Consider the following 17,269-nt stretch of genomic DNA (forward strand, 5'->3'; position numbering starts at 1 on the left):
CCACGTTCTACATCCGCAGTATGCCGTCCCCTCCGCCCTGCTCCTCCTCCAGCAGGTCCAGGTCGGGAGGCACGAGCGTGGTGGAGTCCACCAACCCCCTGAGCAGGTTGTGCAGCAGGTTGTCGCTCGGCCCGCCCGCCGACCTGTCGTGCACCAGCGGGTACGGGAACCCGCCCGCGTCCAGCCGCTTCCGTACGGCCTCGATCTTGTTCTCGATCCTGCGCTCCCGCCACTGCCCGTCCGGCCGCAAGGTGTCGAGCTGCTCGGCGGCCTGCCGGTACGACAGGGGACGGGGGCCGTCCTCGTACAGCAGATAACGCTGTCCCAGCACCACCAGCAGCAGCCGCTCGTCGTCGTCGAGCGGCCACCGGCGCGGCGGCAGCGTGACGGCGTGCCGGTTGGGCGTGCGGGGCTCGTGGCCCGACACGTACAGCTCCACCAGGTGCTCCCGATAGCCGGAGCCCCGGACGAACACCGGCGTGTACCCCGTCGCCAGCGGGATGGACTCGGTCGTCGCGTGCATGAGCCGGCCGCGCGGCAGCCGGAGGAGTTGCTGGCCGGTGTTGCGCAGCCACCACTGGCGCTTGCGGTAGGTCAGCTCACCGTGCTGGCGGCTCACCCACAGGTCGTCCTCCCCGACGCTCAGGTGGACGTCGGGCCGTTCCCCGCGCCCGAAGCGTACGGTCAGCCCCGGGCGCGGCCGGACCTGGATGCCCCCCGCGACCGTGCGCGCGTGCAGCGTGCCCGGCGGCGCGGGCGCGACGCCGCGGGCCAGGCTGTCCTGGACGTTCATCGCTCGCCTCCCTCTTGTTCGGCTCCAGCCTGCCCGGTGGGGTCCGGGACCCTTCCCCGGGCGAGCCCGGCGGTGGCCGAGCCGGCGAGCTCGGTGGCCATCCGGCACAGGCGGTCCATCGGCCGCGACCCGCCCACCAGCAGGCGCACGGTCTCGACCGCGGTCTCCCCGTGCTGGTCGGAGTAGGAGCGGTAGACCACCTGCACCAGGCACGTGTCGTCGCCCTCGCCGGCCGGCTCGATCACGGCGCGGAAGCCGTTCAGCCGGGTGGCGGTGCCGTCCGAGGCGTCCGGCGGCTGCCCCCGGTCGAACCGCAGGGTCAGCCAGGTGTCGCTGGTGGTGCTGTCCCACTCGCAGTCCCAGCGGCCGAAGCCGGGGTCGGGGTCGGCCGCGTCCACGCCGGGGATGATCTCCAGCGCGCTCGCGTTCAGCAGCGTGCAGGCGTCCTGGTGGGCCAGCGACCCGGCGGGGAGACCGGGCGAGCGCCGCTTGACCGGGCCCTGGTTGAGCACCTCGACCGCGCGCGAGGTGGCCAGGTCGGCGATCTCGCACAGGGGTGCCTTGCCACGTTCGTCGCGTTTCGCGGTGACCGTCACGACCGAGTCGTGCACACCGGACAGCACCAGCGTGCGCATGCACTCGTCGCTCTCCGCCGGATCCTCCAGGACGCTGACCCGCCCCGTGGTGTGCGCCGGGTCCACCTGCTCGGGCGGCTGGTCGTGGTTGAAGTCCACCCGGACGTCCACCACGCTGTCGTTCTCGGGATGGACGAGCACGTCGCACCGGTCGAAGTTGCCGTAGTCGACGTCCAGCTCCGTCCTGCCGAAGCGGCCCAGCGAGGCGGGTTCGAGCAGCGCGCACGGGTCGGCCGTACGCGGGTCGCCGAGCAGGCTGGGCGGCGGCGCGGGCCGGCCGCCGCCGGGGGTCGGCGTGGGCCGCTCCACGGCGACGGTCGGCGTGGGGCCGTCCCAGCCCGACATCACGGACGGCACGGCGAGCGCCAGCGCCAGCGCCGCCGCCAAGGCGACCAGGCCCACCACCGGGACCGGGCCCAGGAACGGACCCGGGAGCGAGCCCAGCACCGGCCGCCGGACGAACCGCCATCCCGGGCCGTGCTCGTCCCTGCCGTCCCCGGCCGGGTCCGGTTCGGGGATCGGCTCGGGCGCCCCGGCGACCGCCTCCAGCCGCAGCCGCGCCTCGGCCGCGCCCGGCCGCTCGTCCGGGTCGCGGCTCAGCATCGGCCGCAGCACGTCGGCCAGCGGCCCCAGCTCGGCCTCCAGTACGATCTCGGCCCTGGCCGCCTCCCACCTCACGTTGTAGGAGTCCGCGCCCGACGTGCCCCGGCGCGGCGGCCGGCCGGCGACCAGCGTGTACACCATGGCCGCCAGCGAGAACACGTCCGACCGCTTCTCCGGCTGCCCCCGGACGACCTCGGGCGCCGCGTAGTCGGGGGTGTAGCCGATCGCGCTGTTGGGGGTGATCGTCGCCACGCCGCCGACCCGGTAGGCGGCCCCGAAGTCGGCCAGCTTGGCCGTGCCGTCGGCGGTCACGACGACGTTGCCCGGCTTGATGTCGCAGTGCACGATGCCCTCGGCGTGCAGGGCGGCCACCGCGCCGGCGATCTGCGCACCGATCCGCGCCGCCAGCCCGGGGGACATCGGGGGCCGGCCCTCCAGGCTGCCGCCCGGCACGTACTCCATCACCAGCCAGGAGGTGGCCCGGCGGCCCCGGCCCACGCGGACCGCGTGGTAGAGGGTGACGACGTGCGCGTGGCTGAACCGCGCCAGCGCCCGCGCCTCGGCCCACAACCGGTCGAACGTGCCGCCGTCGCCGTCCGCCAGCCTTTTGAGCACGACGTCCCTGCCCAGCTCCCGGTCGCGTGCCAGCCAGACCTCGCCCGTCTGCCCGCGCGCCAGTCTCCTGGTGAGCCGGTAGCGCCTGTCGATCGTCGTCCCGGGGCGCACCGCGACGCCCTTGACCATGTTGCGCACGAATCGAACCTATCGAGTGAGGTATCGAACACGCAGCGTTTCCGTGGCATGATCACAGGGGACCGGTCCCGACGGATCGGTGCACACTAACCGGTTAACGGCATTCCGGCCACTTTACCGAGGAGGATCATGCCCCCCGTCGCCGCCACGTTGATGATCGCCGCGTCCCTCGCCGGCGGTCTGGCGCCCGTGACCCAGGCGCCGGTGACCATGAAGGCCGCCGTGGCCGCGCCCAACCTGCGCGCCTGCTACGACGGCAAATGCAACCTGACACTGACCAAACGGGTCACGTTCCGGGTGAGCTCCAAGTTCGGCATCACCCGGCTGGCCATCAGTTTCACCGGGCAGAGCGTGCTCGTGAAGGGCACCGGGCCGGGCGTGATGTCGCAGGCGCGGCTCGGCAAGGGCACCTCCGGGTCGGTCAACGGCATCGGCGTACGCGTGGCCGGATTGTCGTCCGGCAAGGCGGTGCTCCGGCTGGCACCCGTCCGCTGAGCGCCCGCCGGAAGGCTCTGAGGTCCGTGAAGGCGCGCTACGCGGTCGCGTCGCGCAGGAGGAGCACCGCGATGTCGTCCGTGCGCCGCTCGATGGCGGCCGGCTCGATGAGCGAGTCCAGCACGTCGGACAGGGGCAGGCCGGGGCAGGGGGCGAAGAGCTCGGCCAGTTTCGCGATGGCCTCACCCAGGTCCCGGCCAGGCTCCTCGATGAGGCCGTCGGTGTAGAGGGCCAGCACGGAGCCGGGCGGCAGGGCCAGCTCGGTGGTGGTGTACTCGGCCCCGGGGTCGATGCCGAGCAGCAGGCCGGGAGTGGACTCGACGACCCGAGCGGGCGCGTCGAGCCGGCTCAGCAGAGGTGGCAGGTGGCCGGCGCTGGCCAGGCACGCGGTGTGGGCGCGCAGGTCGAGGCTGAGATACAGGCAACTGGTGAACCTGTCGGGAGCCAGCTCGGTGAGCAGCCGGTTGGTGTGCGCGAGCACCTCGCCGGGGCTGGCCCCCGCGGTGGCGTGGGCGCGGATGGCGGTACGCACCTGGCCCATGAGGGCCGCCGCGGTCATGTCGTGGCCCTGCACGTCGCCGATGACGGCCGCGGCCACGGCGTCGTCCAGGCGGATGAGGTCGTAGAAGTCGCCGCCGATGTCCATGCCGGGGGTGGCGGGCACGTACCGGGCGGCCAGCTCCAGGCCGGGGATCTCGGGCAGCGTACGCGGCAGCAGGCTCGACTGCAGGCACTTGGCGAGCTGGTGCGTGACGTCGTACAGCCGGGCGCGCTCGAACGCCTGGGCGATCAGCCCGGCGAGCGCCGTCAGCGTCGCGCGCTCCTCCGGCCCGAACCGGTGAGGGCGGTCGTGCGCGAGCACGCAGGTACCGATGGCGGCATGGTGTGAGGTGACCAGCGGCAGGAACGCCCACGCCGACATGCCGTCGGAGCGGACCACCTCCGGGTAGGCCCGCCGCAACTCCTCCCAGGACCCGAAGAACTCCGGCCCGCCGTGGTCGAAGGGCTGCCCGCCGGGCACCGGCGGGATCACCGGGCGGCCTTCGAAGTCGTCCACGGCCTGCCGGCTGTAGCCGCGGGCGGCCGCCACCCGCGTCCGGCCGCCCTTGGCGGTGAGGATGGCCAGGGCCTGTACGTCATAGACGGGCATGACGTGGTCGGCGACGAGGTCGATCACCTCCTGCGCCGACACCGCCCGCGCGAGCGTGGTCGCCAGGTGCAGCATCTCGTGCAGCGCGAGCACCTGTGGCCGCCGGTCGGTGCCGCCCTCGGGCGCGTGGCCGCCGGGGCCGTCCTCCGCGGCGACGCGCACGGTGACGCCCGACAGGCCGGGGTAGAGCTGGAACGACAGCCGCCTCCCCGCGGGGCCGCGGGCCGTGTAACGGGTGACCTGGCGCCCGACGACGGCGGCCCGGAAGCGGTCCTCGAACGCCGGGTCGCCCAGCCACGGCAGCCGCTCCCACGGGCGCGCGCCGACCAGCTCGGCCGGGCGGCTCCGCAGCAGGTCGGCGGCCGGCGCGGTGACCAGCGTCACGCGCCCGTCGGCGTCGAGCACGCAGAAGCCCTCCGGCAGCCGGTTGAGGCAGTCGAGCGCGACCAGGTCAGCCCGCGGGTCCGCCGGGCGCACCGAGCGCGGGTCCAGGATCCGCGGGCGCGGCTCGGGGAGGATCGGCCGGCCTCGTTCGGTGGCCCGCCGGAGCGTGTCGCCCGCGCGGGCGCAGACGTCCTCGATGACGCCGAGCTTGCGCGGGCTCAGCCGCGCCATGTGCCCGGCCGGCCACAGCAACAGGAACCCGCCGCGGACGGCGCCGCCGCAGCGGATCGGGACGGCCGCCACGGCGAAGTGGTAGGGCATGGTCAGCGCCGCCACCGGGAACGAGCGGGCCAGCTGCTCCCGGCAGGACAGCCAGATCAGCCGCTGTTCTCGCACTGCCGCGGCGATCGGCACGGGGTCGTTCGTCCTGATCCTGGACAGCGCCCTGGCCAGCGCCGCCGGCAGGCCCAGGGCCGCGTCCATGAGCAGCACCCGGCCGTCCTCGGCCAGCAGGTAGGCGGCGCCGATGTGGGCCCCGGTGCCGCTGACGGCCTCGGCCAGCAGATCGTCGAGACGGGGCGAATGGGTCGCCACGCCAGGGGCCGAGACGGCGTGCCCCCGCACCTGCCTCAGCCTGCCCCGCTCACGAGCCGTGAGCGGATAATCCGCCCAAAACTCCACATACGGGCAGAATACACGTGTGATCGTAACGGGTTGTTGACGATTGCGTCAGCGCAGAGGCGGTTTAGGGGCTCGGTTCGGGGTTCCTCGAGCCGGCGCCGTGCGTGCCTTGGCCAGTGCTCTGCGCCCCCGGCCTGGGCAGCCCGGCGGCCCGGACAAGCAGCTCGTACATGTGTTCGCGAAAACGCTCCAACGTGTACGGATCGTCCGTGCCATGCCGCTGCGCCGCCGGGTCCAGCACCCCGCTGAGCACGAACCCGTGGATGCACCAGATGATCGTGTACGTGGTGAACTGCGGGTCGATGCCCGCCGGCTCCGTCACGGCGGCGATCCTGTCGATGATGTGCGGCGTCATCGGCTGCACGTCGACCGTGTCCAGGCCGATGTCGCTGGCGTCGGCCATCCAGCGGTGCGTCCACAACATCGGGATCTCGGGGTGGCGCAGGCACAGGTCGAGATAGCCGTCCAGGAGCCGTCGCAGGGCGGCCGCCTTCTCCTCGGGCGGCGCGGCCCGCAGGCCGTCGGCCCACGCCATGACATCGGCGGACTGGACGTTGTGGACCTCCCGCATGACCGCCAGGTAGAGCTCCCGCTTGGTCGGGAAATGCTCGCCGACGTTCTTCGTCTCCACCCCGGCGGCCTCGGCGATCTGCTGGATCGCGGTGCTGTCGTAGCCGAGCGCGGCGAACAATTTGATCGCCGCCCGCAGGATCCGCGCCCGCTCGCCGTCCCCCGGAGAGTCCACGCCCGCTTCTGGAGAGTCCATGCACGCGACCCTAGAGCGGACCCGTTGCCGGGCCCGCGACTTGATCGACAAGCACGGGTAAAAGTAACCTCTGCCCGGACCGGAGCCGGAACGAGCCGCCTCGGCGCGGCGGCGCGGGCACCGGGGCGGCCCAGGGATCACCCTGGGGTTCCGTCCCCGGTCGCCTGCTCCCCGCTACCGGTCGCTCCACCTGATCTCGTACGGCTGGAGCTGGAAGTCCTCGCCGTCCACGGACGTGGTCACCGCGGAGTCGGAGGTGTTGACCAGGAGAAGCTGCTCGGGCTGGGCCAGCACCCGCACCCTCGGGTCGGAGGAGGTGACCGCCTCGATTCGCGCGTCGGCGGGGAACCAGCGGGTGAAGCTGGCGATCAGCTCGCCCGTCGCCGTGGGCCCACCGGTCTGCTGATCCCACATGCAGCCGGGGCAGGGACCCTCCTTCTCCTGCGGGTTCCAGTACAACGCGGTGGCGGCGCCGCTCTTGGCGAACTCCATCATCGCGGCGGCCTGGACCGCCAAGATCTTCTCCGCGGACCACTGGGTGGTGCCGTCCTCGGGCTCGAAGTAGTATTCCGACCACCACACCGGCAGGTCGCCGACCTTGTTACGCAGCCACTTGGTCACGTCGGAGAACTTCTGCAGCGCTCCGAACTCGTCCGGCAGCAACTCGTGCGCGTCGGTCGGCGAGGCGCCGTCGACCACGACGAAGTCGGCGCCCTTCTTGTGCTTGAACCAGTACTCGAAGGCGTCGAGGACGTTCTGGTTGACCACCCCCCACGGGCCGCGCAGCTCGGACTCACCGTTCTGGTTGCTGTCGAACCCGATGTACGGGCCGCCGACCTGGGCGTCCGGCCGGGCCTTTTTCACCGCCTCGTACACCTTGTTGTACATCTGCGTGTAGCCCTTGTAGTCCGCGGGCTTGGAGTGGTCCTTCCAGAAGCCCTTGAACTCGTTCCACACCATGAAGTACTTGACGTCCTGGTACTTTGTGGCCACCTCGGCCGCCAGCCGGGCGAAGTCGTCGAAGTGCTCGGGATAGGGGGCGTCCTCCAGGTGCTCGTCCCACGCCGAATCCTCGGTCTCGCCCTCGGGCCCGCCCTTCATCCAGTCGGGCGCGCAGCAGAGCGTGATGACCGCGGTGGCGTCGGACTCCTGCATGAGGTTCAGCCGGCTGTCGAGGTCCTCCCAGAAGAACCGTCCCCGGTACGGCTCCGGATTGAGCGCGCCGAACCCCATGATGTGCTGGTTCTGCAGCATCGGCGTGCGTGCCAGTGAATCCGCCACGTCGTGCTCGAACCGCTCGGTGATGTTGTTCGCGCTGGTCCCCGTGTGCGTGAAACCCCATCGCGGCCAGCCGGGCTCCACCTCCGGCGGCCTGACCAGCTCGCTCCTGGCCGCGGATTGCGGCGCCGCCGAGGTCCGCGGGGGCGTCTCCGGCTCCTCCGCGCCGACGTTTCCGCAGCTCGCCATGGCCAGCACCATGGCGGCGACCGCCGCCGCCGAGGCCGTCAGCCGGCCGAGCCGCCGTCGCTTCGAGCGCCCGTTAGTCGATCCCACCCAAATCTCACCTGATCCTTGCCGGCCTCATGCCGTCAGTAGCGTTCCATGCGCGGACTGAAAGGGTCACACGGGGAGCAATGTTTCACAGCCAATCGTTATCGTCCGAAGCGCGGATAAGCCTTGACTCACCCTTGAGACCGTTCGTTCGCGGGGGCCGTACGGATGTGAAGAATCTCTCAGCCCGCCGGCCGGCCCGCCCGGGAAACGAAGCGGCGCGCTCGCCGCGTTCGTCGGGCAGGATCGCGCACAGGGTGCGGCGATGCGCGAGGTGGTCGTTCTGATGGAGACGGTGCGGTGGGGGCAGGCGGCGGCGGGGCTCTACGCGGTCTTCCTGGCCGTGGTGGCCTGGCACACGCTGATCGAGAGCCACGGGGTGCGTATCGAGCCCGCGGGCGCGCTGGCGCTGGTGTTCGCCCTGGCGGTGGCGTTGTGCCCGTGGCGGCCGGCGGTGGCCTTCTGGCTCTCGCTCGCCGGCGCCGTGCTGGCCGCCCTCATCGCGCGGGCCGCCCAGGACGGGGTGGTCTGGCCGGCGCCTGTCCTGGCCATCCACGTCAGCGTGCTGGTGCTGAGCGGCCTGCGGGCCAGGACGCGGGTGCTGGCGGAACGGTGGCTCTTCACCCTGCTGGCCGGGCTCGTGCTCGGCCTGGTGGTGCCCGGCGGGGCGGGGCTGCCGGCGCTGGCCGACATGACGGTGCTGTCCGGGGCGGCGCTGGTGGCGGTCGTCGTGGTGCGCTCCCGGGACGAGGCGCAGCGCCACCTGGCGCGGGCGCGGCGCGAGAGCAGCCAGGCGCGGGCGCGGCACGCCCTGCTGGAGGAACGCGCGCGCATCGCCCGCGAGTTGCACGACGTGGTGGCCCACCACATGTCGGTGGTCGCCGTGCAGGCGGAGGCGGCGCCGTACCGGCTGCCAGACCCGCCGCAGGTGCTGACCGAGAGCTTCGCCGTCATCCGGTCCAGCGCCCTGGAGGCGCTCACGGAGCTGCACCGCATCCTCGGCCTGCTCAGGGACGACGACGGCCCCGGGGCGCCGCCGCCCGCCCTCGGCCAGCTCGACCGGCTGGTGGCACGGATGGCCGAGGCCGGTGTGCCGGCCCGGCTGGAGGTCCGCGGCGAGCCGGTGCCGGTCTCGCCCGGGGTCGAGCTGTCCGCTTATCGCATCGCGCAGGAGGCGCTGAGCAACGTGCTGCGGCACGCGCCCGGCGCCGCGACGCTGGTCGAGGTGGCCTACCTGCCCGGCCTGCTGGGGGTGCGGGTGGCCAACGACGCGCCCGCCGGGCCGCCGGCCCCGCTGCGGGCGGGACCGGGGCGCGGGCTGATCGGGATGCGCGAGCGGGTGGTCATGCTGGAGGGAGAGCTGGAGACGGGACCGCGACCGGACGGTGGCTACCTGGTCCACGCCCGGCTGCCGCTGACCCGGGAAGGAGAGGCATGATCCGCGTGCTGATAGCCGACGACCAGGCCATGGTCCGCGAGGGATTCGCGGTGCTGCTCGACGCCCAGCCCGACATCGAGGTGGTCGGGCAGGCCGGGGACGGCCGCGAGGCCGTCGCCCTGGTCGCGGAGCTGCGTCCCGAGGTCGTCGTGATGGACGTGCGCATGCCGGTGCTCAACGGCCTGGAGGCCACCCGGCAGATCGCCGGGCAGGCCAAGGTCGTGGTGCTGACCACGTTCGACCTGGACGAGTACGTCTACCAGGCGCTCAGGGCCGGGGCCAGCGGCTTCCTGCTGAAGCAGGCCGGAGCCCGCGAGCTGAGCGAGGCGGTGCGCATCGTGGCCGCCGGCGACGCGCTGCTGGCCCCCTCCGTGACCCGCCGGCTGATCGGGGAGTTCGCCCGGCTCAGCCCCGCCACCCCCGCCTCCCGGCAGATCGAGGGGCTGAGCGAGCGCGAGACGGAGGTGCTGGTCCTCATCGCCGACGGCCGGTCGAACGCCGAGATCGCCGAGGAGCTCGTCATCGCCGAGCGCACGGTCAAGACCCACGTCAGCAACGTGCTGACCAAGCTCTCCCTGCGCGACCGCACCCAGGCGGCGGTGTACGCGTTCGAGATCGGCCTCGTCCGCCCCGGCGGGCGCCGGCTGGGCCTCAAGGACGAGGGGCGATTCGGTCCCACGCCTCATGACGCCTAGGCCGCTCCTTTCGTACATTCCGGGCATGCCCGCGTCTCATCGGCGGCAGGTCGTATGACCCATCCCCGCCCCCTCCCCGAGCTGATGCACCGCGCGCTCTTCAAGAGCGTGTCCGTGCTCCCGCCGCACCGCCAGGCGGCCGTGCTGCGCCGCTACTTCAACTGGCACCATCGCGCGCCCGACCGCTGGCGCCTGCGTACCGACTCCTACGAGCAGCACAAGTACGCCACCACGCTGCGCGCCCTGCCCGATCGGCCCTACGCCCGCATCCTGGACGTGGGCTGCAGCGAGGGCGCCTTCACCCACAAGCTCGGCGAAACCTACCCGCAGGCGAGCATCACCGGCGTGGACGTCTCCGAACGCGCGCTCAACCGCGCCCGCGCCCACCCGGGCCCGCCCGGCCTGACCTTCGTCCGCGCCGACCTGCTCTCCTACGACCACCCGCACGACTACGACCTGGTCTTCTGCGCGGAGACCCTCTACTACCTGGGTACGGACGAGCGGCTCCGCCTCGCCTCGGCCCGGCTCACCAGGCTGCTGAGCCCCGGCGGGCTGCTCGTCCTGGTCCATCCCTGGCCGGAGTCGCGGCGGCTGCACGGGCACATCGGCCTGCCGCTGCTGTCGCACCACGTGGAGGACAAGTCGCACCGCCCGTTCGCGGTCGCCGTCTACGAGGCCGAGCAGGCCGTACCCGAACACTGACCGGCGGCACCCGAGCACTGACCGGCGGCGGGGTGCTGTAGGACATGGTGGGCCGCAGCACGAACGTGATCACCTGGGTGCCGATCGAATGCGCCAGGAAGACGGCCGTCGCGCACCGCCCGTGCCGGGCTTCAGGCATCGACCCCGTTCCCGAGGTCGGTGTCCTTGCTGTCGCGAGCGGCCGGGCCGCGTTCGGCCCCAAGGGCCGGCCGGCGGTAGAGCTCGGCCGCTGGTTCGCTCATCACCGTCCTGTCCCACCGGATGATCCCTACTCAGGCTCAGATTACGCCGATATTTCGCATGAAAGTCGGTGGCTTCGATTGTGCAACTCGGGTGAAAGTCACCAGAAAGGGTCAGAGCTAGGTTGGCGAATCGTCACCGGATCGAGTTCAACCCGAGGAGCCACCGTAACCAGCACCACCGTGTGGAGCGAACTGCGCATGACCTCCACGCCACAGATTTCCGTCTCGGTCTCCCCGCATCTCACGGCGCTCGCCGTGATCAGCGACGCGCTCGCCGGCCGCCGCCGCGGCCTGCCGGAACTCTGGCGCAAGGCCGTCACCTCGCGGGTCGGCCCGCTGGGCCGGCAGGCCGTGCGACCGCTGGCCGCCCCCGGCCACTCCGTGGTCCCCGACAGTCTCGTGCCCCGCGCGCCCGTCGGCGCCGACGTCACGGTGCCGGCCCAGCTCGCCGCCCTGCGCGAGCTGCCGTCCGGCACCCTCATCAAGGACCTGGAGCAGGCCTTCGGCGAGGGGCCGCCGCCCCCGCACTGGCGCTGGGCCGCCGAGCACCCCACCCAGTGGCTGCACGGCTACGCCGACGCCCTGGCCGCGGTCTGGCGCGCCACCGAGCCCCTGTGGCAGCAGGCCCGCGGCCTGCTGGACAGGGAGGTGCGGCGGGTCGGCGTGGCCTCCGTACGCGGCGGGCCGGAGCTGCTGCTCGGCGCGCTCAACGGCCGCATCGTGTACGACGAGGGCCGGCTGCTGATCTCCGACCTCGAACCCGGCACGTTCGAGCTGGGCGGGCGGGAGATCGTCCTGGTGCCGATGCTGGCGGGCAAGGACGCGTTGATCGTCAGCCTGGACCAGGAGGAGGCCGTGTGGATCGCGTACCCGGTGCCCGGGGCCGATTCGCTCTGGCGCCGCCCCGAGGCTCCGGCGCACGACGAGCTGTCGGCGCTGATGGGGCAGGTCCGCGCGGATCTGCTCTGCTCGCTCAGGCGGCCCATGACCATGTCCATGCTGGCCAGCGGGATGCGGGTGGCGCCCAGCAGCATCACCTACCACTGCGACCGGCTGCGGGCCGCGCGGCTCATCACGAGGGAGCGCCGCGGCCGCGAGGTCTGGATCGCCCGCACCGACCGCGCGGACGAGCTGCTGGAGCTGTTCCGCCACTGAGGCTTCGGCGAGGCGGGTGCGTGCCCACGACGGTTTCCCTCCGGCTCGGACAGGCCCATCGCCACGGGCGAGGCGCCGGCCAAGCTGGTGCCGAGCCGGAGGGACCCCTCTCGGTTGGGCGAACCTGGAACCTTCAGAAGGTCACCAGCGGCGCCCCGATGAAGTCGGCGATGAAGTTGACGAAGAAGAAGCCGAAGAACAGGAAGTTGAGCACGAGGATGACGTAGTGCCAGGGGCGTGGCCGGGCCGGGCGCGGGAGCCTGCTGTTCAGGTACATGAGCAGGAACGGGTAGATCAGCGCGCCCAGGTTCGACATGTTGGCCGACCATTCCACCAGGCCCACCGGCAGCGACTGGAAGATGACGATCGAGATGATGACGAGCAGCACGATCATGAACGGGTAGTAGAAGCGGCGGGGGTCGCCCGAGATCAGGGCGCGCAGGCGCGGGCTGGTGGCGTTGGCCGCGTCCGTCGTCACCCGCACCATCGCCTCGAAGATGCCGAGCTGCGTGGAGAACAGGACCAGCACGCCCACGACGAGCGCCACGTAGAAGACCACCGACCCGTACTGGTCGCCGAGCGCGCTGGCCACGAACGTCGGCACGTTCGCCCGGGTGGGCTGCTCGCCGGCCAGGGTGACCGCCTGGGCCATGAGGATCGTGGGCAGCAGCATGCCGAGCATGGCGCCGACGAAGAACACGCCCCACATGTCCACCATGAGCAGCCGGTACCACCTGCGCCAGAGGCCGCGGTTGAGCTCGTCGTCGGGGAAGGTGACGCCGCTGGCCCGGATCTCGTTCCGCTCGCCGCGCAGGCCGGAGATGTAGCCGACGCGGTGGCCCATGCCGTAGCCCTTGTCGCGGTAGTGGCCCATGACGTACCAGTTGAGGCCGGAGGCCAGCGCGGTGAAACCGGCCAGCCCGCCGAGTTGGGTGGCGGTGATCCCGGCGGGTGGCGCGGCCGGGGTGACGAAGCCGCGGATGCCCTCCCACCACTGGCTGAACGGCACCACGAGCAGGCACGTGGCCAGCAGGGCGAGCAGGATGGCGCCCACCATCACCCAGTTCGCCAGCTCCAGCGCGCGGCTGATGCGGCGGGCGGACGCGGTGATGAGGAACACCAGCACCAGCAGGCCGACGGCCCACCAGCGCGGCTCGACGTCGTCGGCGGCCGGCGGCACGCCGTGGACCAGGGCGTAGACGCCCTGCCCCGCGGAGGCGGCCCAGCCTCCCGCGATGAAAGCGAAGATCACGATGAGGACGGACAGCGGCACCCAGAGCGGCCAGCCAGGCGGCACCCTGCCCCATCCGACGACCGGTGTCTCGCCCGTCGCCAGTACGTAGCGTGAGCATTCGACGTTGTAGAACGTTTGCAGTAACGCCGACACGACGATCACCCAGCCGACTCCGACGAATCCGTACTGGCCCACGCTGAGCGGGCCGAGCAGCCATTCGCCGCTGCCGATGGAGATGCCGAGCGCGATCAGGCTCGGTCCGACGGCGTACTTGAAGAGTTCCTTTTTGCCGATCTTGGAGACCTTGAAGACCTCCTCAGGCGTGGGTAGATCGGCTACTTCGAGGTCTGGACGGCTGACTCCGAGTGGGTGCGACATGTCAGTGCCTCCTGCCGTTCAGGGTGATCCTCAAGCAGGGTGGCAACAAGGCCCAATTGTGATCGCTTGGCGGTCTTAGGGAGATTTGTCTTGACGAGGGTGCCGGAACCGGCGGGGGCGTAGGCCCTCTTAAGGATCTTGTGGGCTGAAAGGTGAGGAGGTGGGGCGAGCCGGGCGTGGCGCGACGGGGAAGGTCTCGCTGCCTCCAGTGACGATGCTGCCTACAGTGACGATCGAGTCTCCTGATCGCAGGGGGAGGCCATGAAGGGTGACCCCATCACGCGGGTGGCGTCGCCGCCGCCGCTGCTCTCTTCGGCATGGCGGGGCGGTCGGCGCAGATTCGTCCTGGAGGGCGTCAGCGATCGACGATCTCGTTCTTGCCGATGACCACGACCCCGCCCCTGGTCAGCGCGAACCGCGTGCGGTCGTATTCGAGGTCGAAGCCGATCCTGGCGCCGTCCGGGATCACGACGTTCTTGTCGATGATCGCCTTGCGGACGATCGCGCCCCGCCCGACCTTGACGTTCTCCATCAGGACGGAGTCCTCCACCAGCGAGTGGGAGTGGAGCACGACCTTGGGCGACAGGATCGACCGGCACGCCGTGCCGCCGGAGACGATCACGCCGGGCGACACCAGCGAGTCGATCGCCCGCCCCACCCGGTCGCCGTCGTTGTGCACGAACTTGGCCGGCGGCAGCGGGTCGTGCCCGGTGAAGATCGGCCACTTGTCGTTGTAGAGGTTGAACACCGGATGCGCCGAGATGAGATCCATGTGCGCGTCGTAGTACGCGTCCAGGGTGCCCACGTCGCGCCAGTAGCCCCGGTCGCGCTCGCTGGAGCCGGGCACGATGTTGTTCTTGAAGTCGTAGACGTCGGCGCCGCCCGACTTGACCAGCATCGGGATGATGTTGCCGCCCAGGTCGTGCTTGCTGGTGGGATCGAGGGCGTCCTCCCGCAGCGCGTCGATCATCGACTGCGTCTTGAACACGTAGTTGCCCATCGAGGCGAACACCTCGTCGGGCGAGTCCGCCAGCCCCACCGCGTCCCTCGGCTTCTCCCTGAACGCCACGATCCGGCGCCCCTCGGGGTCGGTCTCGATCACCCCGAACTGGTCGGCCAGCGACAGCGGCTGCCTGATCGCCGCCACCGTCACGTCGGAGCCGGAGTCCTCGTGCTGCTCGACCATCTGCCGCGGGTCCATGCGGTAGATGTGGTCGGCGCCGAACACGATCACGTGCTCGGGCATCTCGTCGTAGATCAGGTTGAGGTTCTGGAAGAGTGCGTCGGCCGAGCCGGAGAACCACCGCGGCCCGAGCCGCTGCTGCGCGGGCACCGGGGTCACGTAGTTGCCCAGCATCGCCGACAGCCGCCAGGTGCGCGAGACGTGCCGGTCGAGGCTGTGATTCTTGTACTGCGTCAGCACGACGATCTTCAGGAAGCCGCCGTTCGCCAGATTGGACAGCACGAAGTCGATGAGGCGATACATCCCCCCGAACGGCACCGCCGGTTTCGCCCGATCCGCCGTGAGAGGCATGAGCCTCTTGCCCTCTCCACCTGCCAGCACAACCGCAAGCACCCTCCGGGACCTCATGCCCAGGACGCTACCCTCAAATGGCCGATCTATCGACGAAACCCGGCATGGTGAATCTCCTTTCGTGTCCAGATTTGTAGGACATCGTACGAACGGGGGCCGGTGGATCGTGAGCCGGCGCGCACGGTTCCCGGGCTTGTCGATGTGTGCCCGGAAGCCGCCTTGCTCGTAGGGTCGTGTCATGCGTGTTGATCTGCTCAGCCGGGAATACCCGCCCGAGGTCTACGGCGGGGCCGGGGTGCACATGGAATACCTGGCCAGGGAGCTGCGGAAGCTGGCCGACGTGCGGGTCCGCTGTTTCGGAGCCGATCGCGACGAGCCCGGCGTCTCGGCCTACCGGGTGCCCGGCGGGCTGGCCGGCGCCAACGCCGCGCTCCAGGTGCTCGGCGTGGACCTGGAGATGGCCGCGGCCTGCGCGGGCGCGGACGTCGTCCACTCGCACACCTGGTACGCCAACTTCGCCGGGCATGTCGCGAAGCTGCTGCACGGGGTGCCGCACGTGATCACCACCCACAGCCTGGAGCCGCTGCGGCCGTGGAAGGCCGAGCAACTCGGCGGCGGCTACGCGATCTCGTCATGGGCCGAGCGCACCGCCCTGGCCGCCGCGGACGCGGTGATCGCGGTGTCGGAGGGCATGCGGCGCGACGTGCTGGCCGCCTATCCCGAGATCCCGCCGTCCCGGGTCAGCGTCATCCACAACGGCATCGACACCACTCAGTACACCCCCGACCCCGGCACCGACGTGCTGCGGAAACACGGCGTCGACCCGGCCAGACCTTACGTCGTCTTCGTGGGCCGCATCACCCGCCAGAAGGGCCTGGTCCACCTCCTGCACGCGGCGCGCTCCTTCGACCCGGGCGCGCAGCTCGTGCTCTGCGCGGGCGCGCCCGACACGACGGAGATCGCGGCCGAGGTGACGGACCTGGTGCGCGGGCTCGACCGGGACGGCGTGGTCTGGATCCAGGAGATGTTGCCCAAGCCCGAGGTGATCCAGCTCCTGACGCACGCGACGGTGTTCGTGTGCCCGTCGGTCTACGAGCCGATGGGGATCGTCAACCTGGAGGCCATGGCCTGCGAGACGGCCGTGGTGGCGACGGCCACCGGCGGCATCCCCGAGGTCGTGGCCGACGGGGAGACGGGCCTGCTGGTGCCCATCTCGCAGGGCGCCGACGGGACGCCGCACGACCCCGGTCGCTTCGCCGCCGACCTGGCCGAACGCGTCAACACGCTGCTCGGGGACCCGGCGCGGGCCCGCGAGCTGGGCCGGGCCGGGCGGGCCCGCGCCGTCGAGCGCTTCTCATGGGAGCGCATCGCTCACCGTACGGTGGACCTGTACGCCACGTTGCGGACCTGAACGCCGGGCGCGGGCTTGTCGTGCCCGGCAGGCCCGCGGGGGTCCCGGCTAGTCGACGCGTTCGAGGACCACCACCGGGATCGGCCGGTCGGTCTTCGTCTGGTACTGGTCGTAGTCCGGCCAGGTCCTGGCCATCAGCCGCCACAACTCGGGCTTCTCCTCGTCCGAGGCCGTACGGGCGCGGGCCCTGAACCGGTCACCCAGCACCTGTACGCCCACGTCGGGGTCGGCCCGCAGGTTCTCGTACCACTGCGGATTCGCCGGATCGCCGCCCTTGGAGGCCACGATCACGTAGTCGTCTCCGTGCCGCTGGTAGATGAGCGGCGTGGTGTAGGGCTTGCCTGACTTGCGTCCCTTGGTGGTGAGGAGCAGGACAGTGGTGTTGTTCCAGTCGTGTCCTTCGGCTCCGTCGGTTTCCTGGTAGCGCTGGACGTGTTCCTTGCCATAGAGCATGGGGACAAACTACCCAAGATCGGGGTGACCTCACCGTTACGGGGTGGGGTCTGTACGGGATGTTGACGCGCCTGGCACACCGCATTTGTGTAAGCGCTCACATCGCTGTTGTCACCGCTGATCTGGCTGGCCGGCGGCGGGATCGTCAAGGACGGGGCATACGCGTTCGACCCGTGGCGTTCGAGCTGCCCATGCCCGGCGTGCCGGACATCGAGC

At 71.3% G+C, this 17,269-nt stretch carries 14 protein-coding genes; 6 read left to right on the top strand and 8 right to left on the bottom strand.

Going from position 1 to position 17,269, the window contains the following annotated elements:
- Positions 1–7: 7 nt before the first annotated feature.
- Together ABGB18_RS14575 and ABGB18_RS14580 are read right to left on the bottom strand one after the other, a co-directional pair.
- Complete coding sequence (locus tag ABGB18_RS14575) at positions 8–793, bottom strand: FHA domain-containing protein (RefSeq protein WP_347696010.1); 786 nt, start codon at positions 791–793, stop codon at positions 8–10.
- A complete protein-coding gene (locus tag ABGB18_RS14580; RefSeq protein ID WP_347696236.1) occupies positions 790–2,775 on the bottom strand; it encodes a serine/threonine-protein kinase in 1,986 nt (661 codons plus the stop codon). Before ABGB18_RS14580 ends, ABGB18_RS14575 begins: the two co-directional genes overlap by 4 nt.
- A 138-nt stretch (positions 2,776–2,913) precedes the next feature.
- On the opposite strand from ABGB18_RS14580, the gene ABGB18_RS14585 reads away from it, so the two are divergent.
- Positions 2,914–3,279: a hypothetical protein gene (locus tag ABGB18_RS14585; protein ID WP_347696011.1), complete on the top strand. Its 366-nt coding sequence runs from the start codon at positions 2,914–2,916 to the stop codon at positions 3,277–3,279.
- 37 nt (positions 3,280–3,316) lie between these two features.
- Here ABGB18_RS14585 and ABGB18_RS14590 read toward each other — a convergent pair whose 3' ends face one another.
- The 3 genes from ABGB18_RS14590 to ABGB18_RS14600 all read right to left on the bottom strand — a co-directional run bounded on the left by ABGB18_RS14590 (position 3,317) and on the right by ABGB18_RS14600 (position 7,814).
- Entirely contained in the window at positions 3,317–5,407 is a 2,091-nt protein-coding gene (locus ABGB18_RS14590; protein ID WP_347696012.1) for a SpoIIE family protein phosphatase, read from the bottom strand.
- A 151-nt stretch (positions 5,408–5,558) separates the two neighbouring features.
- The gene (locus ABGB18_RS14595; protein ID WP_347696013.1) at positions 5,559–6,260 is read right to left on the bottom strand and encodes a TetR/AcrR family transcriptional regulator; all 702 of its coding nucleotides are present in this window, start codon (positions 6,258–6,260) and stop codon (positions 5,559–5,561) included.
- A 174-nt stretch (positions 6,261–6,434) separates the two neighbouring features.
- Positions 6,435–7,814 (bottom strand): xylan 1,4-beta-xylosidase, encoded by a 1,380-nt coding sequence (locus tag ABGB18_RS14600; RefSeq protein WP_347696014.1) that lies wholly within the window; start codon positions 7,812–7,814, stop codon positions 6,435–6,437.
- A 262-nt stretch (positions 7,815–8,076) separates the two neighbouring features.
- Here ABGB18_RS14600 and ABGB18_RS14605 point away from each other — a divergent pair, with 262 nt between their 5' ends.
- The 4 genes from ABGB18_RS14605 to ABGB18_RS14620 all read left to right on the top strand — a co-directional run bounded on the left by ABGB18_RS14605 (position 8,077) and on the right by ABGB18_RS14620 (position 12,043).
- Positions 8,077–9,249, top strand: coding sequence for a histidine kinase (locus ABGB18_RS14605; RefSeq protein ID WP_347696015.1), 1,173 nt, complete (start codon positions 8,077–8,079; stop codon positions 9,247–9,249).
- A complete protein-coding gene (locus tag ABGB18_RS14610) occupies positions 9,246–9,944 on the top strand; it encodes a response regulator transcription factor (protein ID WP_347696016.1) in 699 nt (232 codons plus the stop codon). Before ABGB18_RS14605 ends, ABGB18_RS14610 begins: the two co-directional genes overlap by 4 nt.
- Before the next feature lie 54 nt (positions 9,945–9,998).
- A complete protein-coding gene (locus ABGB18_RS14615) occupies positions 9,999–10,646 on the top strand; it encodes a class I SAM-dependent methyltransferase (protein ID WP_347696017.1) in 648 nt (215 codons plus the stop codon).
- Between the two features lie 440 nt (positions 10,647–11,086).
- Entirely contained in the window at positions 11,087–12,043 is a 957-nt protein-coding gene (locus tag ABGB18_RS14620) for a winged helix-turn-helix domain-containing protein (RefSeq protein ID WP_347696018.1), read from the top strand.
- 133 nt (positions 12,044–12,176) lie between these two features.
- Here ABGB18_RS14620 and ABGB18_RS14625 read toward each other — a convergent pair whose 3' ends face one another.
- Both ABGB18_RS14625 and glgC read right to left on the bottom strand, forming a co-directional pair.
- Positions 12,177–13,655, bottom strand: a complete 1,479-nt coding sequence (locus ABGB18_RS14625; RefSeq protein WP_347696019.1) for an Nramp family divalent metal transporter — start codon at positions 13,653–13,655, stop codon at positions 12,177–12,179.
- 355 nt (positions 13,656–14,010) lie between these two features.
- The gene (glgC, locus tag ABGB18_RS14630) at positions 14,011–15,246 is read right to left on the bottom strand and encodes a glucose-1-phosphate adenylyltransferase (RefSeq protein WP_347696020.1); all 1,236 of its coding nucleotides are present in this window, start codon (positions 15,244–15,246) and stop codon (positions 14,011–14,013) included.
- 181 nt (positions 15,247–15,427) lie between these two features.
- On the opposite strand from glgC, the gene glgA reads away from it, so the two are divergent.
- Positions 15,428–16,600 carry a glycogen synthase gene (gene glgA / locus ABGB18_RS14635; RefSeq protein WP_347696021.1) on the top strand — a complete coding sequence of 391 codons (1,173 nt, stop codon included), beginning with the start codon at positions 15,428–15,430 and terminating at the stop codon, positions 16,598–16,600.
- 48 nt (positions 16,601–16,648) lie between these two features.
- Here glgA and ABGB18_RS14640 read toward each other — a convergent pair whose 3' ends face one another.
- Positions 16,649–17,053, bottom strand: a complete 405-nt coding sequence (locus ABGB18_RS14640; RefSeq protein ID WP_347696022.1) for a nitroreductase family deazaflavin-dependent oxidoreductase — start codon at positions 17,051–17,053, stop codon at positions 16,649–16,651.
- Between the last annotated feature and the right edge of the window lie 216 nt (positions 17,054–17,269).

It is taken from the genome of Nonomuraea sp. B12E4 (assembly GCF_039871825.1).
GTDB lineage: Bacteria > Actinomycetota > Actinomycetes > Streptosporangiales > Streptosporangiaceae > Nonomuraea.

Excerpts from the sequence above, each read along its gene's own strand:
- glgC (WP_347696020.1), bottom strand. The coding sequence starts at position 15,246 with ATGAGGTCCCGGAGGGTGCTTGCGGTTGTGCTGGCAGGTGGAGAGGGC.
- ABGB18_RS14595 (WP_347696013.1), bottom strand. The coding sequence starts at position 6,260 with ATGGACTCTCCAGAAGCGGGCGTGGACTCTCCGGGGGACGGCGAGCGG.
- ABGB18_RS14585 (WP_347696011.1), top strand. The coding sequence starts at position 2,914 with ATGCCCCCCGTCGCCGCCACGTTGATGATCGCCGCGTCCCTCGCCGGC.
- ABGB18_RS14640 (WP_347696022.1), bottom strand. The coding sequence starts at position 17,053 with ATGCTCTATGGCAAGGAACACGTCCAGCGCTACCAGGAAACCGACGGA.
- ABGB18_RS14625 (WP_347696019.1), bottom strand. The coding sequence starts at position 13,655 with ATGTCGCACCCACTCGGAGTCAGCCGTCCAGACCTCGAAGTAGCCGAT.
- ABGB18_RS14620 (WP_347696018.1), top strand. The coding sequence starts at position 11,087 with ATGACCTCCACGCCACAGATTTCCGTCTCGGTCTCCCCGCATCTCACG.
- ABGB18_RS14580 (WP_347696236.1), bottom strand. The coding sequence starts at position 2,775 with ATGGTCAAGGGCGTCGCGGTGCGCCCCGGGACGACGATCGACAGGCGC.
- ABGB18_RS14615 (WP_347696017.1), top strand. The coding sequence starts at position 9,999 with ATGACCCATCCCCGCCCCCTCCCCGAGCTGATGCACCGCGCGCTCTTC.
- glgA (WP_347696021.1), top strand. The coding sequence starts at position 15,428 with ATGCGTGTTGATCTGCTCAGCCGGGAATACCCGCCCGAGGTCTACGGC.
- ABGB18_RS14610 (WP_347696016.1), top strand. The coding sequence starts at position 9,246 with ATGATCCGCGTGCTGATAGCCGACGACCAGGCCATGGTCCGCGAGGGA.
- ABGB18_RS14575 (WP_347696010.1), bottom strand. The coding sequence starts at position 793 with ATGAACGTCCAGGACAGCCTGGCCCGCGGCGTCGCGCCCGCGCCGCCG.
- ABGB18_RS14605 (WP_347696015.1), top strand. The coding sequence starts at position 8,077 with ATGCGCGAGGTGGTCGTTCTGATGGAGACGGTGCGGTGGGGGCAGGCG.